The 25,166-nt window shown below is 70.9% G+C and carries 27 protein-coding genes and 1 pseudogene; 1 reads left to right on the forward strand and 27 read right to left on the reverse strand.

The features are described from left to right. Positions 1-143: 143 nt before the first annotated feature. The 22 genes from VFO26_RS04215 to VFO26_RS04320 form a co-directional block, all read right to left on the reverse strand. On the reverse strand, positions 144-719 hold the full coding sequence (locus VFO26_RS04215) for a hypothetical protein (protein ID WP_325113636.1): 576 nt from the start codon (positions 717-719) through the stop codon (positions 144-146). 49 nt (positions 720-768) lie between these two features. Beyond that, positions 769-1,731: a VWA domain-containing protein gene (locus tag VFO26_RS04220; protein ID WP_325113637.1), complete on the reverse strand. Its 963-nt coding sequence runs from the start codon at positions 1,729-1,731 to the stop codon at positions 769-771. 14 nt (positions 1,732-1,745) lie between these two features. After that, positions 1,746-2,381, reverse strand: coding sequence for a hypothetical protein (locus VFO26_RS04225; protein WP_325113638.1), 636 nt, complete (start codon positions 2,379-2,381; stop codon positions 1,746-1,748). Then, on the reverse strand, positions 2,378-3,280 hold the full coding sequence (locus tag VFO26_RS04230; protein ID WP_325113639.1) for a VWA domain-containing protein: 903 nt from the start codon (positions 3,278-3,280) through the stop codon (positions 2,378-2,380). The genes VFO26_RS04225 and VFO26_RS04230 overlap by 4 nt, the downstream gene beginning before the upstream one ends. Continuing rightward, a complete protein-coding gene (locus VFO26_RS04235; RefSeq protein ID WP_325113640.1) occupies positions 3,277-4,191 on the reverse strand; it encodes a hypothetical protein in 915 nt (304 codons plus the stop codon). Before VFO26_RS04235 ends, VFO26_RS04230 begins: the two co-directional genes overlap by 4 nt. Next, positions 4,188-5,105 (reverse strand): DUF58 domain-containing protein, encoded by a 918-nt coding sequence (locus tag VFO26_RS04240; protein WP_325113641.1) that lies wholly within the window; start codon positions 5,103-5,105, stop codon positions 4,188-4,190. Before VFO26_RS04240 ends, VFO26_RS04235 begins: the two co-directional genes overlap by 4 nt. Continuing rightward, positions 5,102-6,127: a MoxR family ATPase gene (locus tag VFO26_RS04245; RefSeq protein WP_325113642.1), complete on the reverse strand. Its 1,026-nt coding sequence runs from the start codon at positions 6,125-6,127 to the stop codon at positions 5,102-5,104. Before VFO26_RS04245 ends, VFO26_RS04240 begins: the two co-directional genes overlap by 4 nt. Positions 6,128-6,177: 50 nt before the next feature. Next, entirely contained in the window at positions 6,178-6,690 is a 513-nt protein-coding gene (locus VFO26_RS04250; RefSeq protein ID WP_325113643.1) for a zf-HC2 domain-containing protein, read from the reverse strand. Between the two features lie 28 nt (positions 6,691-6,718). After that, complete coding sequence (locus tag VFO26_RS04255; protein WP_325113644.1) at positions 6,719-7,102, reverse strand: hypothetical protein; 384 nt, start codon at positions 7,100-7,102, stop codon at positions 6,719-6,721. Between the two features lie 23 nt (positions 7,103-7,125). Beyond that, a complete protein-coding gene (locus tag VFO26_RS04260) occupies positions 7,126-8,172 on the reverse strand; it encodes a dipeptide ABC transporter ATP-binding protein (RefSeq protein WP_325113663.1) in 1,047 nt (348 codons plus the stop codon). Between the two features lie 5 nt (positions 8,173-8,177). Beyond that, positions 8,178-9,209 (reverse strand): ABC transporter ATP-binding protein, encoded by a 1,032-nt coding sequence (locus tag VFO26_RS04265; RefSeq protein WP_325113645.1) that lies wholly within the window; start codon positions 9,207-9,209, stop codon positions 8,178-8,180. A 10-nt stretch (positions 9,210-9,219) separates the two neighbouring features. Continuing rightward, positions 9,220-10,191 carry an ABC transporter permease gene (locus VFO26_RS04270; RefSeq protein ID WP_325113646.1) on the reverse strand — a complete coding sequence of 324 codons (972 nt, stop codon included), beginning with the start codon at positions 10,189-10,191 and terminating at the stop codon, positions 9,220-9,222. A gap of 108 nt (positions 10,192-10,299) precedes the next feature. Then, positions 10,300-11,913 carry an ABC transporter substrate-binding protein gene (locus VFO26_RS04275; protein WP_325113647.1) on the reverse strand — a complete coding sequence of 538 codons (1,614 nt, stop codon included), beginning with the start codon at positions 11,911-11,913 and terminating at the stop codon, positions 10,300-10,302. 172 nt (positions 11,914-12,085) lie between these two features. Continuing rightward, positions 12,086-13,135, reverse strand: coding sequence for an ABC transporter permease (locus tag VFO26_RS04280; RefSeq protein WP_325113648.1), 1,050 nt, complete (start codon positions 13,133-13,135; stop codon positions 12,086-12,088). Positions 13,136-13,316: 181 nt separating this feature from the next. Beyond that, positions 13,317-14,207 (reverse strand): ATP synthase F1 subunit gamma, encoded by an 891-nt coding sequence (gene atpG / locus VFO26_RS04285; protein WP_325113649.1) that lies wholly within the window; start codon positions 14,205-14,207, stop codon positions 13,317-13,319. Positions 14,208-14,210: 3 nt separating this feature from the next. After that, positions 14,211-15,740, reverse strand: a complete 1,530-nt coding sequence (atpA, locus tag VFO26_RS04290; protein ID WP_325113650.1) for a F0F1 ATP synthase subunit alpha — start codon at positions 15,738-15,740, stop codon at positions 14,211-14,213. Between the two features lie 184 nt (positions 15,741-15,924). Further along, entirely contained in the window at positions 15,925-16,458 is a 534-nt protein-coding gene (atpH, locus tag VFO26_RS04295; protein WP_325113651.1) for an ATP synthase F1 subunit delta, read from the reverse strand. 10 nt (positions 16,459-16,468) lie between these two features. After that, positions 16,469-17,026: a F0F1 ATP synthase subunit B gene (gene atpF, locus VFO26_RS04300; protein ID WP_325113652.1), complete on the reverse strand. Its 558-nt coding sequence runs from the start codon at positions 17,024-17,026 to the stop codon at positions 16,469-16,471. Between the two features lie 13 nt (positions 17,027-17,039). Beyond that, positions 17,040-17,306 (reverse strand): F0F1 ATP synthase subunit C, encoded by a 267-nt coding sequence (locus tag VFO26_RS04305; protein ID WP_325113653.1) that lies wholly within the window; start codon positions 17,304-17,306, stop codon positions 17,040-17,042. 32 nt (positions 17,307-17,338) lie between these two features. Next, positions 17,339-18,211, reverse strand: a complete 873-nt coding sequence (gene atpB / locus VFO26_RS04310) for a F0F1 ATP synthase subunit A (protein WP_325113654.1) — start codon at positions 18,209-18,211, stop codon at positions 17,339-17,341. After that, complete coding sequence (locus VFO26_RS04315; protein ID WP_325113655.1) at positions 18,208-18,603, reverse strand: hypothetical protein; 396 nt, start codon at positions 18,601-18,603, stop codon at positions 18,208-18,210. Before VFO26_RS04315 ends, atpB begins: the two co-directional genes overlap by 4 nt. Then, positions 18,600-18,806: a hypothetical protein gene (locus VFO26_RS04320; RefSeq protein ID WP_325113656.1), complete on the reverse strand. Its 207-nt coding sequence runs from the start codon at positions 18,804-18,806 to the stop codon at positions 18,600-18,602. Before VFO26_RS04320 ends, VFO26_RS04315 begins: the two co-directional genes overlap by 4 nt. A 75-nt stretch (positions 18,807-18,881) precedes the next feature. Between VFO26_RS04320 and VFO26_RS04325 the strand changes: the two genes are divergently transcribed. Next, positions 18,882-19,622 carry an alpha/beta hydrolase gene (locus VFO26_RS04325; protein ID WP_325113657.1) on the forward strand — a complete coding sequence of 247 codons (741 nt, stop codon included), beginning with the start codon at positions 18,882-18,884 and terminating at the stop codon, positions 19,620-19,622. Positions 19,623-19,643: 21 nt separating this feature from the next. On the opposite strand, the gene VFO26_RS04330 is transcribed toward VFO26_RS04325, so the two are convergent. The 5 genes and pseudogenes from VFO26_RS04330 to VFO26_RS04350 all read right to left on the reverse strand — a co-directional run. Then, positions 19,644-20,417, reverse strand: coding sequence for an adenylate/guanylate cyclase domain-containing protein (locus VFO26_RS04330; protein WP_325113658.1), 774 nt, complete (start codon positions 20,415-20,417; stop codon positions 19,644-19,646). After that, positions 20,414-21,538 (reverse strand): MraY family glycosyltransferase, encoded by a 1,125-nt coding sequence (locus VFO26_RS04335; protein WP_325113659.1) that lies wholly within the window; start codon positions 21,536-21,538, stop codon positions 20,414-20,416. The genes VFO26_RS04330 and VFO26_RS04335 overlap by 4 nt, the downstream gene beginning before the upstream one ends. A 41-nt stretch (positions 21,539-21,579) precedes the next feature. Further along, positions 21,580-22,236, reverse strand: coding sequence for a uracil phosphoribosyltransferase (gene upp, locus VFO26_RS04340; protein ID WP_325113660.1), 657 nt, complete (start codon positions 22,234-22,236; stop codon positions 21,580-21,582). Next, positions 22,237-23,535 (reverse strand): serine hydroxymethyltransferase, encoded by a 1,299-nt coding sequence (gene glyA / locus VFO26_RS04345; RefSeq protein ID WP_325113661.1) that lies wholly within the window; start codon positions 23,533-23,535, stop codon positions 22,237-22,239. Between the two features lie 120 nt (positions 23,536-23,655). Continuing rightward, positions 23,656-25,166: pseudogene (locus VFO26_RS04350) on the reverse strand (hypothetical protein); the annotation flags it as partial.

Below are 25,166 nucleotides of genomic sequence, written 5' to 3' on the forward strand. Positions count from 1 at the left end.
GCGCAGCCCGAGCCGGACCCCGTCGGGATCCCACGAGCCCTGCGTCAGCGCCTCGACACGCTCGGCGTGGTCGAGCCGTCAGACGTCGGAGGTGACGAAGGTGGGCGTCACGATCACGCCCGAAGCGTACGTGCCGGGGCGAGCTAGGGCGCGGCCGGGACGGCCACGACGTTGACGGGCGCCCAGTAGTCCACGAGCCACGGCGCCTTCGCCCCGCCGCGCTGCCGCAGGCCGATGTAGAAGGCCTGCGCCTCGAGCCCGTCCTTGTTCGGCCCCGGGGTGAGCAGCACCTGGAGGACGACACGGCCTGGCGTCACCTCGTTGACCGAGAACGCCGCCCCCCTGAGCCCGTTCGTCGGGAAGTACTGCACCGGGATGTCGCCGGTGAGCCACTGCTTGTACGTGCACCCGCAGGCCTGCTTCAGCTCCCGGTCGGCGAGCCTCCAGGCCTTCGGCAGGTCCTCGCGCCCCACCGCGGCGAGGACGAACTCGCCGGCGGCCGTGCGGGCCGCCTTCGGGACGTCGCTCTCCTTCGGCAACGGCGGTGTCGCGAAGGGATCCACCTCCTCCGTCGACGTGTTCGCCGCGGTCGCCGGCGTGGTGTCGTCGCTCGACCCGAGCTGGACGGTCACGAACGCGACGACACCGGCGATCAGGACGAGTGCGGAGACCCAGACGAGTGCCCGCGCGAAGCCGGGCGAACGAAGGCGCTCGATCACGGCGGAAGGGTAGCCAAGGGGGTTTGCGATTTCGTGCGGCGCATGTGAACTAGAAGTTACGGCGGTACAGCAGCACGACCAGCGGAACGAACGCCGCGAGGAGCACCGGCGGTGCGAGCTCCCTCGACACGAGCTGCCTGCCCTGCGGCACCAGCCGCCCGGAGCCGACCCGCTCGCGCACGACCTCGACGAGCGCCCGTGTGTCTCCCTCGTTGAGCACGGGGGCGTCCACGGCGCCTGCGACGCGACGCAGCGAGCGGCTGCTCGTCGGGTCCGGTCGGTAGGCAGGGTCGCGCTCGCCGTTGTCGTCGAAGACGATTTCGTCGCCGCGCCAGATCTGGACGAAGACGGTCGAGACGCGGCCGTTCGCGAGCCGGTCGCGCAGTGCCTCGAAGTCGACGGGAATCGTCTCGCCGTCGGTCAGGACGACCGCGAGCTTCCGCTCGGTTTCGCGGTTGAAGAACGCCACCCGCCCCAGGTCGCCGAGTGCGAGCAGCGCCGTCGCGCGCCGGCTGCGCCTGTCCGGAGGAGGGCGCTCGATCCCGATCGCGCGGTCGATCACCGCTGCGAACGAGTTCTCGCCGAGGGTCGGGAACAGATGCGGCAGCACGCGGTCGGTGAGCGAGGCCACGCCGACACGGGTCTCCGGCAACTGGGCGCGCAGGCGCTTGGCGACCGTACGCGCGCGTTCGAGGCGGCTCGGGTGACCGGGCGCCCGCCGGGCGAGCATCGACCGCGTGACGTCCACCACGACGAGGACCTCTGCGTTCTCCTGGCCCTTCGTGTCCTCCGAGCGCGCGACGACCGGCTGGGCCGCAGCCAGCGCGATCAGCCCGGCCACCAGCCCGAGCAGCGTCGCGTCCACGAGCAGCGAGCGCCTGCCGTCCCGGGGGAGCCCGAGGGTCGCCGCGGCCGAGACGGAGCGACGCCGACCGCGGAGGAGCGCCCAGACCGCCAGCAGCCCGACCACGCCGACGAGCGCGCCGAGCGGGGTGAGGAAGCTGACCGACATTGCCTAGCGTCGGCTCAGAAACCGCCGCCGGAGGTGGCAGAGCCTGCGCCGGGGCTCGGCAGAGGCGCGCGGGTGTCCCCGCTCCCGGCCTCACCAGCGCCGGACGCGCGCAGCAGCTTCAGCGCGAGCTCGAGATCGTAGGCGGCCGTGTCGTTGCCCGGGTCGAGCGTCGTCGCGCGCTTGAGCTGCTCGATCGCGCGGCGCACGAAGACCTGCCTCTGGGTCGGCGAGTTCCGAGCCTCCTCGAGGAGGAGCGTGCCGCGGAGCATCGCGAGGACGGAGCGGCGCTGGGGGCTGTCCTCGTCGTCGGCGGTCCGCGCCAGCCTTCGCTCGGCCGCGCTTCGACGCGTGACGTCCTCGAACACCCGGATCGGGGCCCGGGGCTCGCTGCGCCAGAACTGGTCCACTGCGCGCCGGAAGGCGACGTCGTCCCCGACTCCGAGGAGTGACGAGGTGATCCCCCGCGGCAACAGCGTGTCGGGCTCCCACGTCGCTTCGGCGCGCGCGGCGTACGCCGTATCTCCCTCCCGGAGCTGGCGATCGACGCGGAGGACGTCGACCGCGAGCGCGACGAGCAGCGCCGCGCCGGCGATGAGCGCCACGATCGCGACGGAGCCGGCCACCGGGCGGAGCCAGGCGTGCCTGCTCATGCGACCCTCCCCCAGGCAAGACGGGTGCACCAGCGCTCGTTCAGGGCCAGGAGCCCGAGGAGGGCCGCGCCGGCCGCGACAAGCCACCAGGGAGACGAGCCGACGAGGGTCAGCGTCTCGCGCACCGTCGTGTTGCGGAGAAGCTCGGCCCGCTCGACGAAGACGCGCTCGTCCGCGATGCGGGCGAACAGGTCACGGTCCTCCTGTGCCGGGAAGAGCGGGATCACGCGCAGCTCGATCCCGTTGCGCTCGTACGTCACGAGCTCCTCGATCAGCGCCGACGTGTCGAACCCGGAGTCGTCGAGGTCGCTGAGGAGGAGCACCGAGAGCCCCCTGTCGCCCTCCCGGTCGATCACCGCGCGAGCCTCTGCGAGCCCGGTCGAGATCCGCGTCCCGCCGCGGAACGTCAGCGACCACGGGCTCTCCTCGCGACGCGGCGTCGGCGTCTCGCTCCGATCGGAGCCGCGGCGGCTCCCGAACCCCCTCGGGCCGCGGAAGCCTCCCGGTCCGGGATCGAAGAACCGCAGCAGCGGCCTGAGCTCCTCGCTCCGGGTGTCGGGCGGCAGCATCTCGTAGGCGCTGTCGGAGAAGACGACGAGGCCGACCCGGCCCTCCGTCTCGGCCAGCGACCGCAGCACCCGCTGCACGCGCTGGGACTTCTGCGCGTCGACGCTCGTCGACAGGTCGAGCACGACCACGCCTCCGCTGCCGGTCGCGAAATAGCTCGTCGGCAGCGCGTGGAGGTCGCGGGACGCGAGAAACGCGACGAGCAGCAGCCCGAGGGCTCCGGCCCCGAGCATCGCGCGCACCCACCGGGTTCGCCGGTGCTCCCGCCCGAGCTCGTCCGCGGCAGAGGTCGGGAGGCCCGTGGCACGCCGGCGAAGGAGCAGCTCGGTCATTGGGGCGCTCCGGTGCGCGTCTGCGACTCGGTCCTGCGGGCGAAGCTCTCGACCTCCTCCGAGGTCGAGAGCACCGGCGACCACGCAAGCGCGCGCGCCTCGCCGGCCAGATCGTCGAGGCCGATTGCCGAGAGCTCGCGGGCGACCCGCTCGAGCGCCCGCCGGCGGTCGGGTGCCGCGGCCCCGTTCTGGTGCTCGGCGCGCGCGAGTTCGAGGGACCGCTCGAGCGGCGGCCGCTCCCGACGGGTGTCGACCTCTTCTTTCACGGGCTCCACGTGCCAGAGACGCCGCGCGAGCCACACCGCCGCCGCCGCGAGCGCGAGGCCGGCGACGAGGAGAGCAATGCCGAGCCCCGTGGGCCCGAAGCGCGTGGTCACGCGGGGAAGCTCGGTCTCGCTCGCGATCCAGCGGATGCGCTCGACGTCCACCGGCGCGACGCGCGAGACGACCTCGACCGGCGGCCAGTCGACGAGGTCGCGGCCGGTGCCGGGGCTGTTCCGGAACCGGTACCTGACGAAGCCGGCCTCGAACTGGGCGACGCCCCGAGCCTCGGCGGGCTCGCATCCTTCTCGCAGGCATCGCAGCGGGAAGCGGAACACGACGCGGGCGATGTCCCCGCTGTCCTGACGTTCGATCGTGGGCTCCCCTGCGAGCTCGTAGGGGTCGAAGTCCGTCTCGAGCCGGACCGTGTCGGGGCGCACGAGCCGTGCGTCGACGACGACGTCGGCGGTCGCGACCACGGGTGCCCCGAACGTGTGGACGTTTGGCGTGACGCTGGTCGTGACGCCGATGGTCTCCTGCGGGGAGCCGGTCACGTCGTCCCCCCTCGTCGCCTGCCACAGCTCGCGTATCGCGAGGCCGACGAGGATGGCGACGACGACCTGCACGCCGATCAGGGCCGCACGCCTCATGCGGCGTGCCCCCAGGCGGCCTGCCGCTCGCCGGACCAGGTCAGGAAGGCCTCGAAGACGTGCTCGCGTTCGGCCTGGCTCACGAGCACGGGCTCGATCCCCAGCGAGCGCAGCCCCTCGACGAGGCCGGCGAGCCGTTCCTCGTGCCGCTCCCGCCAGCGCCGGGACTCGCCGGTGCCGAGCCGGACGGGTCGCAGCCGACCGTCGGAGCCCTGGAGCGGGAGAACGATCCGGTCGACGTCGGGAAAGCCCTGCTCCCAGACGGGATCCTGGATCACGACCGGCACGATGTCCCATCCGCGGTCGAGGGCCCATTCCCAGGTCTCGAGCGGCGTCGGCTCGATGAGATCGGAGAGGACGAAGACGAAGCTCGCGGACGGTACCTGGCGACGGTGGAGCGTCAGGAACTCGAACATCGTCGTGATCCCGTCGTCCGGGCCGCTCCGCTCCGCGAGCGCATGGTCGACGAGCGCCGCCTCCCGCCGCCCGCTCGTCGGCGGGCACCAGCCCACCACTTCCGGTCGCTCGAGCTCGAGGTACCCGACCAGCCCGCGCGACTCGGCGACGCTCGCCGCGATCAGCGTGCGGGCGACGTCCGCGGCGGCCGCCTTGTCGAGGAACGGCAGGCCGGGTCGGCACAACGACATCCCGGGCCGGCGGTCGACGCAGACGACGACACGCGGGGCCTCGTCGGCGAGGTACTCCCGGACGATGAACTCGTCGGTCGCGTGCGCTGCGGAGAGCCTGGCGGACGAGCCCCAGTCGATCCGGTGGGGGTCGTCGCCCGGCACGTACGCCCGGGAGCCCGCGATATCCGAGCCGGCACCACGCCGCGCCCCGTGCATCGACCCGAACGCCAGTCCGATCAGGCGGCGCCTGGAGACCAGTGGGAAGGTGAGCGACGAGCCGATCATTCGCCGTGCGCGTCGTCCGGCGCGGGAGCCTCGAGCACCGCGGCCGGCGGCGGGGCGAGGGCGAAGCACTCCTCGGCGAACCCCTCGAGGACCGCCTCCATGCCGCGCTGGCGGGCCTCGGCGAGCTTGGCAGGCGTCAGCACGACCCGGTGGCCGAGGACGGGGACGAGCAGCAGCTCGACGTCCGTCGGGACGACGTAGTCGCGTCCGTGGAGCAGTGCCCATCCGCGGGCTGCGCGCTCGAGCGCGAGACTGCCCCGGACGGAGGCTCCGACCGAGGTCGCCGTCATCTCGCGCGTCGCCCGGACGAGTGCCACGATCCACTCGGCGATCAGCGGGTCGAGATACACCGCGGCGACGGCCCGCTCGAGCACCTCGATCTCCTCGACCCCGACGACGGGGCCAAGCGTCGCGAGCGGATGCAGGACGCGCTGGTCCTCGATCACCTGGAGCTCCTCCTCGGCCGAGGGATAGCCGAGCGAGGTGCGCAGGAAAAACCGGTCCAGCTGCGCCTCGGGCAGCGGGAACGTCCCCTCGTACTCGATCGGGTTCTCCGTTGCCAGCAGCAGGAACGGTCGCGGGACGGCCTTCGTCGCCCCGTCCACGGTCACTTGGCGCTCGGCCATCGCCTCGAGCAGGGCGGACTGCGTCTTCGGCGTCGCCCGGTTGATCTCGTCGACGAGCACGACGTTCGCGAAGATCGGCCCTGGCCGGAACTCGAAGTCACGCGTGCGCTGGTCGTAGACCGCGAGCCCCGTGACGTCGGTTGGCTGGAGGTCGGGCGTGCACTGGATCCTCATGCCGACGGCGCCCTCGATGGACTGGGAGACGGCGCGGGCGAGGACGGTCTTCGCCGTGCCCGGCACGTCCTCGAACAGGACGTGCCCGCCGCAGGCGAGAGCGGTGATGACGAGCCTGATCTCGTCGCGCTTGCCGTGGACCACCGTCTCGATGTTCGCGAGCAGCCGATCGGCGACCGCCACGGCCTCCTGGAGGTCGTCCGAGCGAACGGGGTCGGCCAACACGCCGACGAGTGTAGTCGGGGTTTCCAGGCTCTTCGTCCGTCGAGAGGCTACGAGTCGGTCGCGGGCCGTGCGGGCTTCGCGGCCGGCCGCAGCTCCGTGGCCGGCAGGATCGGCAGCTCGCCGGCGCGGAGCGCCTCGACCCTGATCGCCCGGAGCGGATCACCGAGCGTGGACTCCGCGGTGGGGCCGGTCGCGATCGCCAGCTCCTCCGCCTGGTCGACCGGGGCGTCGGTCCCGATGGCCAGCCCGCCGATGACGATCACGAGCATCGCGGCCGCCGAGGCGGCATTCGCAGCCACACGGCTCGGCACGCGGCGGACCCTGGCCGGTGAGACGACCACGGGCCGAGCAGGGGACTCGAGAGGTGCCGACCGGAGCTCCTCCGTGAGCCAGCCGGTCTGGGCCTCGTACCCGGCGCAGGCAGCGCACTCGCTCGTGTGGCGGTCGACGGCGCGGCGCTCGACCTCGGACAGGGTGACGTCGAGACGCTCCGAGAGGAGCGCGCGCGTGCGCTGGCACAGCGACGGAGGCATACCCGTCATGCCGACTGAGACGAACACTCGACCCGATGGTTAGCGCATGCGGCGCTCAGAAGAGCTTCGTGCGCGGGTCGACCGCGATCCCGACGATGATCATCGCCATCCCCATGGCGAGGAAGAGCCAGGCGGTCGAGTGAGCGTCGGCGCGCTCGTCGCTGGTCGCCGTGCGAACGCCCTTCGAGAAGATCCCGACGCCGAGCAGCGAGCCGATCGCGTCGCCGTCCTCCCCCGGCTCGCCCGACGGCCGCAGCGGCCCCCGCACCCCGGCGAAGACGCCGAGCACGAGGAGGAAGCAGCCGACGAGGTACAGGCCCGTGGCCGCCGACCGGGCGGCGGAGGAGCCGAGGGCGAGCCCGATCGCCGCGGCGAGGGCGGCGATGAGGACGATCGCGCTGCCGAAGAGGAGGACGATCCGTCGCGCTGCAGCCCGCACGTGGGTCCGCCGCGGGCGCTGTCTCAGCCGGTCGACTCGACCGCCTGCGCGGTCGCGGGTTGCGCGGTGATGTCCATCGGCCAGCGCTCGAGCGGGTAGTGGCAGGCGACGAGGTGGCGGTAGCCGATCGGCGCGAGCGGCGGAGTCTCGACGTCACAATGCCCTTGCTGGAAGCGCGGGCAGCGGGGGTGGAAGTTGCAGGCGGCCGGAGGGTTGATCGGGTTCGGCACGTCCCCCTCGAGCACCACCTGCTTGCGCGCCCGTCCGGCGTCCGGGCTCGGCAGCGGGACGGCCTTGAGCAGCGCCCCGGTGTAGGGGTGCTTGGGGCTCGTGTAGAGCTCGTCGCGATCCGCCAGCTCGGCCGCCTTGCCGAGGTACATCACCATCACGCGGTCGGAGATGTGACGCACGACGTTGAGGTCGTGCGCGATGAACACGTACGTGAGGCCGAACTCGCGCTGGAGGTCCTTGAGCAGGTTGAGGATCTGCGCCTGGACGGAGACGTCGAGCGCCGACACCGGCTCGTCGCAGAAGATCAGCTTGGGGTTGACGGCGAGCGCGCGCGCCACGCCGATCCGCTGGCGCTGACCGCCGGAGAACTCGTGCGGGAACCGGTTGTAGTGCTCCGGGTTGAGGCCGACCACCTCGAGCAGCTCCTGGACGCGGCGCTTCCTCTCGGCCGGCGTTCCGATCCCGTGGAGCTCGAGCGACTCGCCGACGATGAAGCCGACCCGCTTGCGGGCGTTGAGCGACGCGTACGGGTCCTGGAAGACCATCATCATGTTCCTGCGCAGCGGCCGCATCTCGCGGCGCGAGAGACGCGTGATCTCCTGCCCCTGGTAGAAGATGCGGCCGCCGGTCGGCTCGAGCAGCTTGAGGATGCAACGCACGAGCGTCGACTTTCCGCATCCCGACTCGCCGACGATGCCGAGCGTCTCTCCCTCGCGCAGCGAGAACGAGACGCCGTCGACCGCCTTCACCGTCGCGACCTCCTTCTGGAAGATGATCCCGCGGGTGACCGGGAAGTGCTTCTTCAGGTCCTCGACGAAGAGGAGCTCGTCGCCGGTCATCTCGCTCACGTCGCTGCCCCGGCGGTGATCTGTGCGAGCAGGGCCGCAGCCTCGCGGCGCTTCGTCTCCTCGTCGAGGTGACAGGCCTGTGCGTGGTCGGGGTCGCCCGGAACGAGCGTGAGCCGCGGCTCCTTCTCGCGGCAGACCGGCATCGCGTAGGCACAGCGCGGGTGGAAGCGGCACCCGGCCGGAGGGTTGAGCAGCGAGGGAGGCTGACCCGGGATCTGGTAGAGGCGCTCGACGTTGACGTCGAGCCGCGGCAGGGAGCCCATCAGCCCCCACGTATAGGGGTGGCGCGGCTCGTTGAAGATGGCGCGCACGGGGCCGCGCTCGACGATGTGCGCGGCGTACATCACCATCACGTCGTCGGCGGTCTCGGCGACGACCCCCAGGTCGTGGGTGATCAGGATCACGGCGGAGCCGAAGTCTTCCTGCAGCCGCTTGAGCAGCGCGAGGATCTGCGCCTGGGTCGTGACGTCGAGCGCCGTCGTCGGCTCGTCGGCGATGATCAGGTCCGGATTGTTGATGAGCGCCATCGCGATCATCACCCGCTGGCGCATGCCGCCCGAGAACTGATGGGGATAGTCGTCGATCCGCCGCTCGGCGCGTGGGATGCCGACCGCCTTGAGCATCTCGCGCGCACGCTCGTACGCCTGCTTGCGCGAGACGTCCTGGTGGAGGAGCACCGCCTCGGCGAGCTGCCGGCCGATCTTGTGCACCGGGTTCAGGGAGGTCATCGGGTCCTGGAAGATCATCGCGATCTCGTTCCCGCGCACCTCGCGCAGGCGATGCCCCGAGGCATGCAGCAGGTCCTGGCCGCGGAAGAGCACCTCACCGGTCGACCGGGAGAGCTTCCGGTCGTTCAGGCCCATCACCGTCAGGCACGTCACGCTCTTGCCCGAGCCGGACTCGCCGACGATGCCGAGCACCTGGCCCGGCTCGACCGTGAAGCTGACGCCGTCGACCGCCCTCACGATCCCGTCGTCCGTGACGAATTCGGTCCGCAGGTCGCGGACGTCCAGGAGCGGCTCGCTCATCGCGGGAAGCTTACGTCAGGCGTATGCGCGGGTCGATCCACGCGTAGAGGAGGTCGACCACCAGCGAGAAGATGATGATCGCGACCGCGCCGAAGATCACGACGCCCTGCAGGACCGGGAGGTCGAAGCGCCCGATCGACTCGAGGGCCGTGCCGCCGAGGCCGTTCAGGCCGAAGACGGCTTCGATGAAGATCGCGCCGCCGAGAAGCAGGCCGATGTCCATGCCGACCATCGTGACGACGGGCAGCATGGCGTTCCGCAGGACGTGCGTGCGGATGACCGTGCGCTCCGGCGCGCCCTTGGCGCGGGCCGTCCGGACGAAGTCCATGTTGAGCGTGTCCATCACCTCGGCCCGCACGAAGCGCACGTAGGTCCCCGCCACGACCATCGCCAGCGTGAGGCACGGGAGGATCATGTGGTAGGCCCAGTCCCACAGCCCGCCGCAGGCGGCGGCCTCGGGCACGCTGAAGACCTCGCAGTAGCCGGCGATCGGTGTCCAGCCCAGCCTGAAGCCGACGAGGTACGAGAGCACCAGGCCGATCCAGAAGGACGGCAGCGAGATGCCGATCAGGACGTAGATCATCGCCGCCCGGTCGAGCAGCGATCGGGGCCGGAGGGCCGAGAAGATGCCGAGGGGGATGGAGATCGAGAGCACGAGGATCATCGCCCCGAAGACGAGCGAGGCAGTGATCGGCGCGGCGCGCAGGATCTCCTCGTTGACGGACTGGCGTGTCACGAAGGACTGGCCCATCGACCCCTCGAGCACGAGTCGCTTGAGGAACTTCAGGTACTGGACGTAGAACGGCTGGTCGAGCCCGAGGAACTTCTCCACCTCGTGGACACGCTCCGGCGTCGCCGACTGCCCGGCCGCCAGTCGTGCCGGGTTGGCCGGCACGACGAAGAAGATCACGTAGGTGACGAACGTGACGGCGATGAACAGGACGCAGGCCCAGAGGAACCGTCTGACCAGGTATCGCGCCACGTCGTCGTGAGGGTAATCGAATCCGTCTCTGATGGATAGGCGCGGGGGGAGCCGTTGCTCCCCCCGCGCTGTCGTTCTTCGGTTCTGTGGTTCTGGTGGTCCTTCGACCTACTTCGTGCAGATCTGGGTGAGCAGGACGCCCTGCGACCCGGAGTAGCCGAAGCAGCCCGTCTTGGTGCTCGTCAGCCACCGTGCGCCCGAGGAGATGTACGGGGCGACCGGAGCCTGGTCACGCATGATGTCGCGGTCGAGGATCGCGTACGCGTTCGCCCGGGCGTCGCCGGACGTCGCGTAGGCGCGGTCCATCCGCGCGTTGTACGTCGGGTTGTTGAAGTACGACGCGTTGACGTTGTTGTCTGCCTGGATCCGGCGGCCGTCGAGCAGCACGTTGACGAAGTTGGCCGGGTCCGGATAGTCCGCCAGCCAGCCCTCGAGCGTGAGGTCGAACGGCTCGCCGCGGGTCGCCGTCTTCTCGTGCTGGACGACGCGGTCGAACAGCTTGATCTCGACGTCGACACCGATCTGCTTGAGGTTGAACTGCACGGACTGCGCGATCGGCGGGCCCTGGCTCGTGTTGAACGTGTAGAACACGGCCTTGCCGTCACGCGTGTTGCCCTGTGCGAGCGTCCGGGCCTTCGCGATGCTCGGGCCCCTCAGCGAGTAGATGTCGTAGTTCTTGAAGCCGGGCATCCCGATCGGGATGAACTGGTCCGTCCGCTGACCGGCGAGGTACCCGTGCTGGGCGACCATGAACCGACGGTCGATCGCGTTGGCGACGGCCTGGCGCAGCTTCGTGTTGTTCTGGAAGATCCCCCGCGACGTGTTCATCGCGAGATACCAGTTGCCGATCTGCGGCTTCACGAAGAACTGGCTCTTGTTGATGCCGTACTTGTCGGCGAGCTCCTTCGCCTGGGCAGGCGGGAACGCGCAGACGTCCGCCTCGCCCCGCTCGCACATCAGCCGCTGCGTCGCCGGGTCGGGCCCGACGATCCAGCGGAGCTGATCGACGTTGGCGGCGAAGCCGAGCGACTTGAACGGCTCCTGGTTGTTCTTCCAGTGCGGGTTGCGCACCGCAAGGGCGGAGTTCTTCTCGTTCCACTCCTTGAGGTAGTACGGACCGGCCGACACGACCGGGGCCTTGATGCCCTCGGCGGTGAACGGCAGGTTGACCGGCACGGCCGAGAAGAACTGCATCGACATCCGGGCCATGAAGTCCGGAGCCGCCTTCTTGAGCGTGACGGTGAAGACCTGCCCCGCAGCGCGGTAGCTCGCAACGTCGTCCATGAACGACTGGGCGGGCGACTGCGAGGCCGGGTTGCGACCGCGGTCGAAGGCCCGCTTGAAGTTCGCGGCCGTCACGTTCGCCCCGTTCGAGAACTTGAAGCCGTTCTTGATCCGGAACGTGTAGGTCCTACCGTTGTTCGACACGCGCGGAAGCGGTGCCGCCATCCCCGCGAGCCGCTGCCGTGCAGGGCCCTCGGTGTGCGGGTAGTACGTCAGCGTCAGGTTCGTCGCCGACATCATGTTCCAGCTGTGGCTGAAGTAGGCAAGCGCGGGGTCGACGTAGTCGAAGTCACTCCGGCTGACCGTCGTGATCGTCCCGCCCTTCTTCGCCTCAGCGGCAGCACCTGCGCCGCTCGCCGAGCCGGCAAACATCGCCGCGGCGAGCAAAGAGGCCCCGATCGTGGTCATCACGATGGAGCCCAGGATGCGTCCCTTCATCTCACTCCTTTCCGAGTGCAGCCCGGCTGGGTTCCGGGCAATAGGCACCATTCGCCCGTCTCGTATGACGGAGGGCGTGGTGGTTTGTTAGAGACCGGAGAAGAATTTCTCTTTTGATGCATTCGCGCGCGCGGCTCGGCGCCTGGGTCGTGCGTCATGTGGCGGCTCGGCCCTAGAGTCGGGAGCGAGGGTCGAAGGCGTCGCGCAGTCCGTCGCCGAGCAGGTTGAAGGCGAGCGTGGTGAACACGACGGCGAGCCCGGGCCACAGCATCAGGAGCGGCACCGTCGTGTAGTAGTTGGGCGCCTCGGCGAGCAGGTTGCCCCATGACGCGGTGGGCAGCTGGATGCCGACGCCGAGGAACGAGAGCGCGGCCTCGCTGAGGATGAAGGTCGCGACGATCAGGGTCGAGTAGACGATGATCGGCGCCACGAGATGCGGGAGCAGGTGCGAGCGGATGATCCGCAGGTCACTCGCGCCTGTCATCAGCGCCGCCTCGATGAACTCCTTCTCGCGCAGGGAGAAGACCTTCGCGCGGATGATCCGGGCCGGGTAGTACCAGCCGAAGATGGTGAACACGAGCACGAGCGTGACGACGCCGTTGCCGAGCAGGCCGCCGAACGTGATGTTGTTCAACCGGCTGCCCGCCGTGCTCGCGAGCGCGATCGCGAACAGGAGCGCCGGGAAGGCCATCGTGATCTCGGTCATGCGCGCCACGATCGTGTCGGCCCAGCCGCGGTAGTAGCCCGCCACGGCCCCGAGCGTCACGCCGATCATCATCACGATGAAGGTCGAGATGACGGCCACCTGCAACGACACTCGGCCGCCGTACAGGAGGCGCAGGAACTCGTCCCGGCCGAGCGTCCCGTCTGCGCCCAGGATCAGCAGCTGGGTCTCGCCCGTCTCGAAGTTCGTCACACGGCTCATCGGCCCCACCGGGAGAAGGCCGTCGTCGAGCGCGTCCGGGAAGATGTCGTTCGGGCCGTGCCCGACGAGCCGCTCCGCGATCCATGCGCCGGGGTAGACGACCAGCACGAGCACGATCAGGAAGCACACGCTTGCGAGCGCCACCCGGTCCCGCTTGAAGCGGCGCCAGACCTGCTCCCAGTATCCCCGGGCCTGGACCTGGCCCTGCTGGGTCTCCGGAGCGACGCCGGGCGCGAAGTCGGCCTCGCCGAGCTCGCGGCCGCTGAGGACATCCGATGACTGGCTCGTGGTGGACACGGTGAGCGGGAGGAGAATAGCGCAGCGCTGTCCGCAATAGGACGTTGCGAGCGGGAATTTGTTTGCACGGGGGCTGGCCCGTAGGGGCCTGTCCCCGGCGAGGCTCTCGCCCCACATCCCCGCCGGATGAACGAGGAGTGCGTCTCGGGGGTCGGTCCCCACCGGGACAGACCCCGGACTTCTAGGCCAGCGCGTCCGCGCCGGCGACGACCTCCAGGATCTCCTGCGTGATCTCGGCCTGCCGCGCGCGGTTCATCTCGAGCGTGAGCGTGTCGATCAGCTCGCCGGCGTTCTTCGACGCGTTCCGCATCGCCGTCATCCGCGCGCCCTGCTCGGAGGCCGACGACTCGAGAAGCGCGCGGTAGACCTGCGTCTCCACGTACACCGGGAGCAGCCGCTCGAGGATCTCCTCGGGCTCCGGCTCGAAGATGAAGTCCCCGCGCAGCGCGTCGTCGCGGCGCTCCTCCTCGTCGGTCTCGAGGATGTCGGCCGAGATCGGGAGGATCTCCTGCTCGGTGACGGTCTGCGTCAGGGGCGAGACGAACGTGTTGTAGACGAGCACCACGCGGTCGACCTCGCCCTCGACGAACAGCTCGGCCGCGCGGTGCGCGATCGCCTGGGCGTCGGAGTACGCCGGCGCGTCCGTGAAGCCGGCGAAGGCCCCCTGCAGCTCGCGTCGCCGGAACGTGAGCGTCGAGCGGCCCTTCTTGCCGACCCCGAGCCAGCGCACGGTCTGGCCCTCGCCGGAGAGGCTCCGGTCGAGCGCGAAGGCACGGCGCATGACCTGCGCGTTGAACGCGCCGGCGAGCCCACGGTCGGCCGTGAGCGGGACGAGCAGCGTGGTCGCCGTCGTCTCCCGCTGCTGGAGGAGCGGAAGGCCGCGGACGGAGCCCGCCGCGCGCCCGACGCCCGAGATCAGCTCCCGCATGGTGTCCGCATACGGCCGCATCGCCTCGATCCGCGCCTGCGCGCGCCGCAGCTTCGCGGCCGCGACGAGCTCCATCGCGCGCGTGATCTTGCGCGTGTTGCGGACCGAGCGGATCCTGCGCTTGTAGTCCTGGACGGTCGCCATCGCTCAGCCGACGAGGCCGGCCTCCTCCTGCACGTTGAACGCCTCGACGAACCTCGTGAGGGCCTCGTCGAGCTTCGCCGCCGTCTCGTCCGAGAGGTCGCCGCTCTCGCGGATCGTCCGATAGATCGACTCCTCGGCGCGAAGCGTCTCGCGCAGCTCCTCCTGGAAGCGAGGGACCTGACCCACCGGGACCTTGTCGAGCCAGCCGTGGATGCCGGCGTAGATGGCCACCACCTGCTCCTCCGTGGGCCAGGGCTGGTACTGCGGCTGGTTCAGCGTCGCCACCATCCGCTCGCCGCGCGCCAGCGCCTGCTGGGTCGCCGCGTCGAGCTCCGAGCCGAACTGGGAGAACGCCTCGAGCTCGCGGTACTGGCCCAGGTCGAGGCGGAGGCGGCCGGCGACCTTCTTCATCGCCTTCGTCAGCGCGTTCCCGCCGACCCGCGAGACCGAGATCCCCACGTTGATCGCGGGCCGGATCCCGGAGTAGAAGAGACCCGACTCGAGGAAGATCTGCCCGTCCGTGATCGAGATCACGTTCGTCGGGATGTACGCCGCGACGTCACCGGCCTGGGTCTCGATCACCGGCAACGCGGTGAGGGATCCGCCCCCGAGCTCGTCCGAGAGCTTGCAGGCCCGCTCGAGCAGGCGCGAGTGGAGGTAGAAGACGTCGCCCGGGAACGCCTCCCGGCCCGGCGGGCGCCGCAGGAGAAGCGACAGCTGCCGGTACGCGTCGGCGTGCTTCGTGAGGTCGTCGTAGATGACGAGCGCGTGCTTCCCGTTGAAGAGGAAGTACTCCCCCATCGCCGCGCCGGCGAACGGCGCCATCCACTTGATCGGGGCCGCCTCCTGCGCAGGCGCGGAGATGACGATCGTGTAGTCCATCGCGCCCGTGTCGCGAAGCCGCTCGACCACCTGGGCCACGGTGGACGCCTTCTGGCCGACCGCGACGTAGATGCAGATCACATCGGCGCCGCGCTGGTTGATGATCGCGTCGACCCCGATCGCCGTCTTGCCGGTGCCGCGGTCGCCGATGATCAGCTCGCGCTGCCCGCGCCCGATGGGGATCATCGAGTCGATCGCCTTGAGCCCGGTGGAGAGCGGCTCGTGCACGGGCTGCCGCTGAATCACGCCGGGCGCCTTGAACTCGAGGGGGCGCCTCTCGGCCGCCTCGATCGGCCCCTGCCCGTCGAGCGGGTTGCCCAACGGGTCGACCACGCGGCCGAGCAGGGCCTCGCCGACCGGGACGCTCATCACCTCGCCGGTGCGCCGCACCGGCTCGCCCTCCTTGACGTGCTGCCACTCGCCGAAGAGCGCGACGCCGACGTTGTCCTCCTCGAGGTTGAACGCGATGCCCACGACGCCGTGCTCGAACTCGAGCCGCTCGAGGGCGACGCAGTTCTCGAGCCCGTACACGCGCGCGATGCCGTCGCCGATCTGGAGCACGGTGCCGACCTCGGAGAGATCGGTCTCGACGTCGTACTGCTCGATCCGCTGCTTGAGGATCGAGGTGATTTCTTCTGGCCGTAGCTTCAAGGGAAAACGCTCCTGGTCTCTGCGCTACACCTGTGCGGCGCGGTTGGCGGGCGGAGCCGGGCTTTCAGCCCGAGGGAGTGCTGCGCGCCTCCCGGAGGCCCCGAGAGATGCCCGGCGGGAGGCCGATCTGCAGTCCTTTGTGTTGCACGACTCGAACGGAGAGGGCTCGTGGAGGACCATGGGCTCACCCACGCTGGACGAGCTCGCGGCGGAGGCGGGCGAGGCGGCCGCGCACGCTCGCGTCGACGCGGAGCGAGCCTGCCTGGAGGATCATCCCGCCGATCAGGTCGGGGTCGACGGAGCGGCTTGCCTCGACGCTCTGCCCGGACGACTGCTCGATCCTGCGGACGATCGCCTGGGCTTCGCCCTCGTCGAGCTCGTAGGCCGTGGTCAGCTCCACCTTGAGACGGCCCTGCTCGCGATCGACGATCTCCTCGAACTCCTCGGCGATCGCGCGGAGCTGGCCCGCGCGCCCCTTCGACGCCACGACCCGAAGGAAGTTCGTGACGATGGGATCGGCGCCGGTCGCCACCTCGTCGAGCACGCTCGCCTTCGCGGCCGGATCGAGCTGTGGGTTCACGAGGAACGCCTCGAGCTCGGGCGTCGCCTCGAGCGCCGACGCGAGCTCGTCGAGCTGGTCGCGCACGATGTCGACGCGTCCCTGCTCCTGCGCGGCCCCGTAGAGGGCGCGTGCGTACATGCGGTGGGCGACGGCCATCTCTACGGGCTCAGCTCTTCCGGCCCTCGAGAGCGGAGAAGTCGAGGCTCTGCACGGCCTCCTGCACGAGCCGGCGCTGGTCCTCGGCGTCGAGCACCTTGCCGACGACACGTTCGGTCGCCTCGATCGTCAGGTCGGCGACCTCGGCGCGGATCTGCCCGATCGCGCGAGCCGTCTCTGCCTCGATCTGCTTGCGCGTGTCCTCCAGCCGGCGCTGGCGCTCGGTCTCCGCCTCCTTCTTCGCCCGCTCGATCTGCGCATCGGCGACCTTGCGGGTCTCGGCGAGGATGTCGGCGGACTCCGAGCGTGCCTGCGCGAGGATCGCGCGGTTCTGCTCCAGCAGCTGCCGGGCCTCGTTGCGTGCGTTGTCCGCCTCCTCGACCGCCTGGCGGATGCGTTCGCGGCGGTCGTCGATCGTCTTCTGGATGGGGCCGAAGGCGTACTTCCTGAGGACGAAGAACGCGATCCCGAAGCAGATGAGCGTCCAGATCATGAGGCCGGGGACGACCTCGATCAGGCCGCTTCCGCCCTCGTCCGAATCCGCAGTCTGTGCGAGCAGGGTCAGCATCGGGTCCAGGGCCTCAGATCAGCACGAAGGCGAGCAGGCCGCCGATCAGGCCATAGAACACGACTGCCTCGACGAGCGCGAAGCCGAGCCACTGGATGCCCGTCAGCTCGCCACGGAGCTCCGGCTGCCGGGCGACCGCCTGGATCATGGATCCGAAGATGTTGCCGAGGCCGACACCGGCGCCGAGGGCGCCGAGGCCGATGCCGAGCGCGAGGGCGATCGCCTTGCCCGCATCGGCGCCGTCTTCGGCGGCGGCGAGGAAGAAGAACGAGGACAGCATGGGTAGGGCTCCTCCTTTGGTGGGCTAGGACTTCAATGGTCCGGCTCGATCGCCGAGCCGATGTAGATGGCGGACAGGGCGGCGAAGATATAGGCCTGGATCGAGACGACGATCACGACCTCGAACAGGTAGAAGGCCGTGCCGGCGACGACGGAGAGCGGGAACACGGCCCAGTGGGTGAGGAAGATGAGGCCGATGAAGGTCAGGATCAGCAGGTGGCCGGCGAGCATGTTCGCGTAGAGCCGGACCGAGAGGCTGATCAGGCGCATGAACTGGCCGAGGATCTCGAGCGGGATGATCATGGGCAGGAGCGCCTTGGGCACCTCGGGGATCCAGCTCTTGAAGTACCCCCGGACGCCGTTGGCACGGATGCCCTCGACGTGCGTGAAGACCCACGTCATCAGCGCCAGGGCGAGGGTCACGGAGAGGGTCGAGGTCGCGGCGAAGATCGCGAGCGTCGGCAGCTCGATGCCGCCGACGTCCACCGTCTCGTCGGAGAGCGGGAGCGGGATGAACCCGAGCATGTTGATCGTCCAGATGAAGAGCATCAGGGACGCGACGTACGGGAACCAACGACCGATCGCCTTCGTGGGCAGGCCCTGCTCGGCGACCTGCACCTGGGCGATCTCGTAGATCATCTCGCCGACCGCCTGCCGCTTCGTCGGATCGCGACCGACCTTGACGCGCATCAGCACGATGCCCAGCAGGCAGGTGACGATCGTCCCGAGGATGAGGTACGCGACCGGCTTGGTGATGTCGAGGCCGAACGGGAGGTCGATCCAGGTCTTGAACTCCCACTCGTGCGCCGGGTCGAACTCCTCCTCGGCGACCTCCGTGGTGGACGCGAGCGCCAGGGACGGAAGCGCGAGGAGGAGCGCGGTGGCCAGCGTCAGGAGGCGGCTCACGCCCGGGCCTCGGCGCCGAAGTACTCGAGCAGCGAGACGGCCAGCTCGACCGTGAACGCGATCGCGTAGACGAGGGCCGCAGCCAGCCCCACGCTCTCGTCCGCGACCGTGGCCACGACGAGCGGGATCCCGATGGCCATTGCCCTGAAGCTCGTGCCGATGCCCCGCATGCCTGCGGCGGCGAGGTTACCCGTGCCGAGCGGGAGTCGCGCCAGCAGCAGCGCGAACAGCTGGCCCGCCGCCCACAGGGTCGCTGCGAGGAGCCAGCCGCGGAGCGGCCAGCCGGCGGCGGCGAAGACCGGCAGTGCGAGCACGACGACCGCGGTCCCCGCCAGCGCGGGAACGAGGCGCCCGGGGACCGGGCGCGGCGTCTCGAACACGCGTGCGCTCATGCCCCCGCGCGCGAGTAGACGGCGTAGACGACCGCGACCGCGAGCGGGATGCCCGCGATCGCGCCGATCAGGAGCCCGATCCCCGGCGCATCGAACAGCCAGCCGAGGAGCGCGCCGACCCCCATCGCGAGGCCGGTGGTCCCGAGCAGGAGCCCGGACGCAGTCGCGAGCGAGTGCGGCGAAGAGGCGGTCGCGGCGGCCATCCGGCCGGAGCATACCACCCTGCTTGTAACAGCCCGATCGCCCATGCAAAGCCGAAAATCGGCTAGGTTCGTCACATGCCTTCGGCCGGTGCTCCGAGGCTCGTCCTCGTCCACGGAAGCGTCGTCGGAGGCCGCCCGACATGGCGAGAGCAACGGCGATCGATCACCTGTGAGGCCCGGCTGGTCGTGCTCGAGCGGCCCGGTTTCCCACCGGGCCCCGTCGAGGAGGTCGACTTCGAGCGGCACGCCGAGTGGGTCGCGGAGCGCGTCGTCGCGGGGGATCACCTCGTCGGTCACTCCTACGGAGGCGTGATCGCCCTGCTCGCGGCGGCGACGGTCGGGGAGCGGCTCGGGTCGTTGACCGTGATCGAGCCGCCCTGCACGCGTGTCGCGCTCGACGTCCCCGGGGTGGCCGCGTTCGCCCGCGCTGGAGCCGAGCTCTACGCGAGCGGCGCACACCTCGAACCGGAGACGTTCCTGCGTACGTTCCTCGGGGCCGTCGGCTCGGACTTCGATCCGCCCACCCCGCTCCCGCCCGCGCTCGAGCAGGGCGCGCGGGCGCTGGCAGTCGAGCGAGGCCCATGGGAGGCGGAGATCCCGCTCGAGGAGCTCGCCGCGCTCGACCTCCCGACGCTCGTCGTCTCGGGTGACCACCACCCGGCGTTCGAGGCGATCTGCGACGTCCTCGAGCGCGAGCTCCGCGCCGAGAGGGTCGTCGTCCCCGGCCACGGACACAACCCCCAGCTCGACCCCGCCTTCACCGGGGCGCTGCTCGACTTCGTCGGTCGCGCCGAGAAAGCTCGCGGAACCGACTGAGCTCGCGGGGCCCGGTGGGCCCTACAGCAGGGCCAGGAGGAGCAGGACGATCGCCACGACCGCGGCGACGAGCAGCACGAGCCCGACGAGGCCCACCAGCGCGAGGCCGGTCAGGGCCGTGCCGGCCTTGCGCCCCTCGCCCACGTGCGTGCCCCCCGTCAGGCTTGCCTCGATCTGCCGCTCGACGTCCGCCGTGATCTTCCGGGCGAGCCGCTCGCCGAAGTCCATCGGCTCCTCCTCTTCGACGCGGAGCGGCGGGAAGCTCTGCGGGAGGCCGTCGATCAGGAGCTGGGTGACGTGCTCGGGCTCCTCCATGTCCTTGAGGCGCACCTCGCCGAGATCGAGCTTCGAGACGCCCTCCGGCATCGCCCCGGAGACGAGGGCGGCCGTCGTCGCGGAGAGCAGCACCTGTCCGCCGTGTCCCGCCGAGCAGATCCGAGCCGCGCGGTGCACGTCGATCCCGACGTACCCCTCCTCCCCCACGATCGGCTCGCCGGTGTGGAGGCTCATCCGGACCCGCAGGGCGGTCCCCTCGGGCCACTCGTGCGAGGCGAGCGCGCGCTGGCCGGAGACGGCCGCGGCGACGGCGTCGCGTGCCCGCTCGAAGCAGTAGAAGAACGCGTCGCCCTGGGTGTCGATCTCCTGGCCACCTCGTGCGGCGAACGCCTCGCGGATCAGGCGCCGGTGCTCGGCCAGGGCACCCGCGTAGCGCTCGCCGAGCCGCTCGAGGAGCTTCGTCGAGCCCTCGATGTCGGTGAAGACGAACGTGACGGTGCCGCCGCGGAGCGCGGTCACGCGCTCAGCCTCTCCTCTTCCGCGGCCTGCGACCGCCGTCGGCGCACCCGCGGGTTCGCCAGCTTCACGATCTCGAGCAGGTAGACGACGTACAGCGAGAACGCGATCGCCGCGAGCGCGATCGCGACGACTGCGAGCGTCTCCCAGGGATGCCACTCGCCTCCGGCACGGAAGGGGATGAACCGGGTCGCGAGCGCGGCCGCGCCGAGGCTCGCGGTCCACGCCCACATCGTCGCTGCGGCACGCCGCTGCGAGAACCCGATCGCCATGAACCGGTGGTGCAGGTGCGAACGGTCCGGCGAGGAGATCGGCCGCCCGTACTTGAGCCGCTTGGCGACGACGAACGACGTGTCGATGATCGGCACCGCGAGCACGAGCAGCGGCAGGACGAGCACGACCGTCGACGCGGTCTTCAGGAGCCCCGCCACCGAGACCGTCGCCAGCGTGAACCCCAGGACGAGCGCGCCGGAGTCGCCCATGAAGATGCGCGCGGGGAAGAAGTTGTGGCGCAGGAACCCGATGCACGCGCCCGCGACGACCGCCGAGAGGACCGCCGCGTCGATCTTCCCGAGCGAGAGCGCGAGGGTCGCGAAGGTCAGGCCGGCGATCGCGCAGACGCCGGAGGCGAGCCCGTCCATCCCGTCGAGGAAGTTGACCATGTTCATGACGGCGACGATCCAGACGACGGTGAGCGGCATCCCGACCCACGCCGGCAGGTCCACGACACCGAGGAACGGGAACGTGAAGTGGTCGATCCAGACGCCGAACGCGCATGGGATGGCCGCCGCCGCCACCTGACCCGCGAGCTTGGGAAGCGGCTCGAGGCCGCGGAAGTCGTCGATCGCGCCGACGACGCACGCGACGGCCGCTCCGAGCACGATCCCGCGCATCTCGCCGGAGAGGTCGAGGAACGCGAGGGACGGGACGAGGATCCCCAGGAAGATCGCGAGCCCTCCCAGGCGCGGGATCGGCCGCTTGTTCAGGCGCCTGGTGCCCGGCTCGTCGACGACGCCGAGCAGGCGGGCCATGCCGCCGACGGCGGGTGTCAGCAGCACGACGACCCCGAAGGCGATCAGCGCGCCCCAGAGGACCTCCGGGTTGGCTCGAAGGTCGTGGAACATCAGACGTCTGTCCCCCGGCAGCGTGTCCCAGGCACCCCGCCCTACTTCGTGCCGTACAGGCGATCGCCTGCGTCGCCGAGGCCCGGGACGATGAAGCCCTGCTCGTTGAGGGCGCGGTCGACCGCGGCGACGACGATCGAGACGTCGGGGTGGTCGCGGTGGATCCGCTCGATCCCCTCCGGGGCCGCGATCAGGGCGATCAGCCGGACCGAGGTGGCGCCGGCCCGCTTCACGGTCTCGACCGCGGCCGCCGTGGAGTTGCCGGTCGCCAGCATCGGGTCGAGCAGGATCACGTCGCGGTCGGCGATGTCGCCCGGAAGCTTCACGTAGTACTCGACGGGCTGGAGCGTCTCCTCGTTCCGGTACAGGCCGATGAAGCCGACTCGCGCGCCCGGGACGAGGGACAGGACCGCGTCGAGCATCCCGATCCCGGCCCGCAGGATCGGACAGACGGCGACCTTCTTCCCGGAGATCCGCCGCGCGGTCATGCGCTCGAGGGGCGTCTCGATCTCGACCGCCTCGTCGGCGAGGCCCTTCGTCGCCTCGTAGGTGAGGAGGAGCGTCAGCTCGTTCACGAGCTGGCGGAACATCTGCGTCGTGGTCGTGACGTCGCGGAGGAGCCCCAGCTTGTGCTGGACGAGGGGATGCGTCACCTCGGTGACGGTTCCGAGCTCGATCTCGGTCTCGGTGCCGGTCACTCAGGCGTCCGTGAGGTAGGCCGGGTACCCGCGGAACCCGGGATAGAGCGGGCGCCGCTCGCACAGGGCCGCCGTCCGCGCGGCGAGCGCGCCCGGCTCCGCGTCGGCGGCGAGCGCGTCGACGACGATCCTCCCCACCTCGCGGAAGTCCTCGTCGTCGAAGCCGCGCATCGTCGCGGCCTGCGTGCCGACCCGCACGCCGGAGGCGATCGTCGGGGGCCGCTCGTCGAAGGGGACCGTGTTCCGGTTCGTCGTCAGGCCGACCTCGTCGAGACGCTCCTCGGCGTCCTTCCCCGACCACTCCGTCGACCGCAGGTCGAGCTGCAGCAGGTGCGTGTCGGTCCCGCCGGTCAGCAGGTCCACGCCACCGGCGAGCAGGGTCTCCGCGAGCGCGTCGGCGTTGACGCGCACCTGGTGCTGGTACGCGCGGAAGCCTTCCGTCGCGGCGATCCTGAAGCAGGTCGCCTTGGCCGCGATCACGTGCTCGAGCGGACCGCCCTGCATCCCGGGGAACACCGCGCGGTCGATCGCCTGCGCGTGCTCCTCGCGGCAGAGGACGAGCCCGGCGCGGGGGCCCGCGAGCGTCTTGTGCGTCGTGGACGTCACGACGTCGCAGTCCTCGACCGGGTTGGGGTGCAGCCCGGCGGCGACGAGGCCCGCGAAGTGGGCCATGTCGCACCAGAGGAGGGCGCCGACCTCGTCGGCCACGCGGCGGAACATCGCCGTGTCGACCGTGCGCGGGTAGGCGGAGCCGCCGCAGATGACGATCTTCGGCCGATGCTCGCGGGCGAGCGCCGTCACCTCCGCCTCGTCGACGACGCCGGTCTCGCGCGAGACGCCGTAGTGGACGATCGTGTAGAGCCGCCCGGAGAAGTTGACCTTGAGCCCGTGGGTCAGGTGCCCGCCGTGGTCGAGCCGCAGCGAGAGGACGGTGTCCCCCGGCTGGAGGAGCCCGAGGTACACGGCCATGTTCGCCTGCGCCCCCGCGTGGGGCTGGACGTTGGCGTGCTCGGCACCGAACAGCGACTTCGCGCGGTCGATCGCGAGCTGCTCGACCTCGTCGACGACCTCGCAGCCACCGTAGTACCGCCGGCCCGGGTACCCCTCCGCGTACTTGTTCGTGAGCACCGAGCCCGTCGCCTCCAGCACGGCGGGCCACGTGAAGTTCTCGGAGGCGATCAGCTCGATCTGGCCCCGCTGGCGCTCGGCCTCCCGACCGATCAGGGCCGCGATCTCGGGGTCGTGCTCCGCGAGGCCCCCGATCCGCAAGCGCTCGAGGTGGTCGGCGGCGACTGCCACGGGTCTGATGCTACTCGCAGGGAAGGCGGGAGCCGACCGGCCCGTCCGGACATGTCGACGTGCCCGGCACCAGGACACCCCGCCTGGACGGCGCAGGGCCGACACCGCCTTGTCGAGGTGCTAGCGAACCCGCGTGGCGGACTGCGTGAAGTCGAGACGGCGGTCGGAGCGGGCGCGGTCGAAGCCGAGGCCGCCGAAGATCATGTCCGTCCTGGCGTCGCGGGCGACCACGAAGTCGTTGCCCGGCCCCGCGACGACCCTGTCGCGACCCGTACCCGGTAGGAGGTAGTCGGCGCCAGGCCCCCCGACGAGGACGTCCTCACCCGCCCGCCCGACGAGCACGTCGGCCCCGCCGAGCCCGCAGATCACGTCCCGCCGCCGAGTCCCCACGAGGCGGTCGGGGCCGTTCGTGCCGACGATCGTGCAGCGGAGGAGCCGGCCGCGCTCGTCGCGCGGGCGGGCGGCCGTCCCGAAGGAGGCCGTCGCCCCGGTCGCCGTACCGACGCCGTTGACGGCGACGATGCGGAAGGTGTAGCGGGCCCCCGGCCCGAGACCCGCGATCCGGAAGGGAATGCGGCGCGTGCTCGCGTTTGCCGGAACGAGTGTCTCGGCGGTGCGAGAGACGAGCACGCCGCGCCGGGTCACCTCGACCCAGGCCCGCGTCTCGAGCCCGCTCGTGCCGATGTCCGCCGTGATCCGCGCGCGGTGGAGGGAGATCGCCGACACGGCGGCGCTGCCGACGACCGGGACGCCGGACGTGCGGAAGACCACGTCTGTACCGCGCGTCGTGCCGGCCGAGCTTCGCGCGACGAGCCGGGCGTGGTACTCCGTGCCCGCGGCGAGACCGGCGACGGGCTCCGAGACCGCGACTGCGCCGCGGCCTGCCCCGGCGCTTCGAACCACGGTCGTCATGCCGTACGACGTCGTCGGACCGAGCTCGAACCACCAGCTCGTCGACCGCCCGACCGGGTCGACGCTCCCGGTCAGGACGACCGACAGCCCGGAGGGCCGGGGCGCCCCGGTGACGACGAGCGGGCCGGCGCTCGTCGTGAAAGCCCGCGTCGCACCGGCGGTCGTGCCGGCGTCGCTTCTCGCGACGACGCGGTAGTGGTAGCGCGTCCCCGGCTGGAGGCCGGTGAGCTGCGCGTAGTGCCTGGTGGCGCGGGTCGCGAAGCCGGCGTCGATCTCCCCTGTCCGGCTTCCCAGCGCGGCCGTCGTGCCGTACTCGAACCAGGCGACCGTGCCCCTGCCCTGCGGGTCGACGGCCCCGTTGACGCGCGCGGACGAGACCGTGATCGTGTCGGCACCGCCCGTCGAGACGGACGGCGCCCGGTCGGTGCGGAACGACCGGTCGGAGCCACGCGTCGTCCCGAGGTCGCTGGAGCCGACGACGCGGAAGTGGTAGGTCACGCCCGGGCGCAGCCCACCGACGCGGAGGGAGACCGCGACGGGGCTCGCCCCCGAGCCGGCCGACCGCGTGTCGGTGCGCGCGCCGTAGCGCGTCGTCGTCCCGTACTCGATCCACCAGCCGGTCGAGCGGCCGTTCGGGTCGACGCTCCCGCCGAGGGTGGCGGACGTCGGCCCGAGCTGCGTCGCCGAACCGGTCACGACCTCCGGGGCGCCGCGCGTGG

Source organism: Gaiella sp. (genome assembly GCF_035710885.1).
In the GTDB taxonomy this organism is placed as follows: Bacteria; Actinomycetota; Thermoleophilia; order Gaiellales; family Gaiellaceae; genus Gaiella.

Bases quoted from the DNA above. Each gene is read 5' to 3' on its own strand.
- atpF (WP_325113652.1), bottom strand. From the start codon at position 17,026: ATGCTGACCCTGCTCGCACAGACTGCGGATTCGGACGAGGGCGGAAGC.
- VFO26_RS04275 (WP_325113647.1), bottom strand. From the start codon at position 11,913: ATGAAGGGACGCATCCTGGGCTCCATCGTGATGACCACGATCGGGGCC.
- VFO26_RS04240 (WP_325113641.1), bottom strand. From the start codon at position 5,105: ATGATCGGCTCGTCGCTCACCTTCCCACTGGTCTCCAGGCGCCGCCTG.
- VFO26_RS04260 (WP_325113663.1), bottom strand. From the start codon at position 8,172: ATGACCGGCGACGAGCTCCTCTTCGTCGAGGACCTGAAGAAGCACTTC.
- VFO26_RS04230 (WP_325113639.1), bottom strand. From the start codon at position 3,280: ATGACCGAGCTGCTCCTTCGCCGGCGTGCCACGGGCCTCCCGACCTCT.
- VFO26_RS04235 (WP_325113640.1), bottom strand. From the start codon at position 4,191: ATGAGGCGTGCGGCCCTGATCGGCGTGCAGGTCGTCGTCGCCATCCTC.
- VFO26_RS04335 (WP_325113659.1), bottom strand. From the start codon at position 21,538: ATGTTCCACGACCTTCGAGCCAACCCGGAGGTCCTCTGGGGCGCGCTG.
- VFO26_RS04225 (WP_325113638.1), bottom strand. From the start codon at position 2,381: ATGAGCAGGCACGCCTGGCTCCGCCCGGTGGCCGGCTCCGTCGCGATC.
- VFO26_RS04320 (WP_325113656.1), bottom strand. From the start codon at position 18,806: ATGGCCGCCGCGACCGCCTCTTCGCCGCACTCGCTCGCGACTGCGTCC.
- VFO26_RS04325 (WP_325113657.1), top strand. From the start codon at position 18,882: ATGCCTTCGGCCGGTGCTCCGAGGCTCGTCCTCGTCCACGGAAGCGTC.
- VFO26_RS04220 (WP_325113637.1), bottom strand. From the start codon at position 1,731: ATGTCGGTCAGCTTCCTCACCCCGCTCGGCGCGCTCGTCGGCGTGGTC.
- atpG (WP_325113649.1), bottom strand. From the start codon at position 14,207: ATGGCGACCGTCCAGGACTACAAGCGCAGGATCCGCTCGGTCCGCAAC.
- VFO26_RS04305 (WP_325113653.1), bottom strand. From the start codon at position 17,306: ATGCTGTCCTCGTTCTTCTTCCTCGCCGCCGCCGAAGACGGCGCCGAT.
- VFO26_RS04265 (WP_325113645.1), bottom strand. From the start codon at position 9,209: ATGAGCGAGCCGCTCCTGGACGTCCGCGACCTGCGGACCGAATTCGTC.
- atpH (WP_325113651.1), bottom strand. From the start codon at position 16,458: ATGGCCGTCGCCCACCGCATGTACGCACGCGCCCTCTACGGGGCCGCG.
- VFO26_RS04315 (WP_325113655.1), bottom strand. From the start codon at position 18,603: ATGAGCGCACGCGTGTTCGAGACGCCGCGCCCGGTCCCCGGGCGCCTC.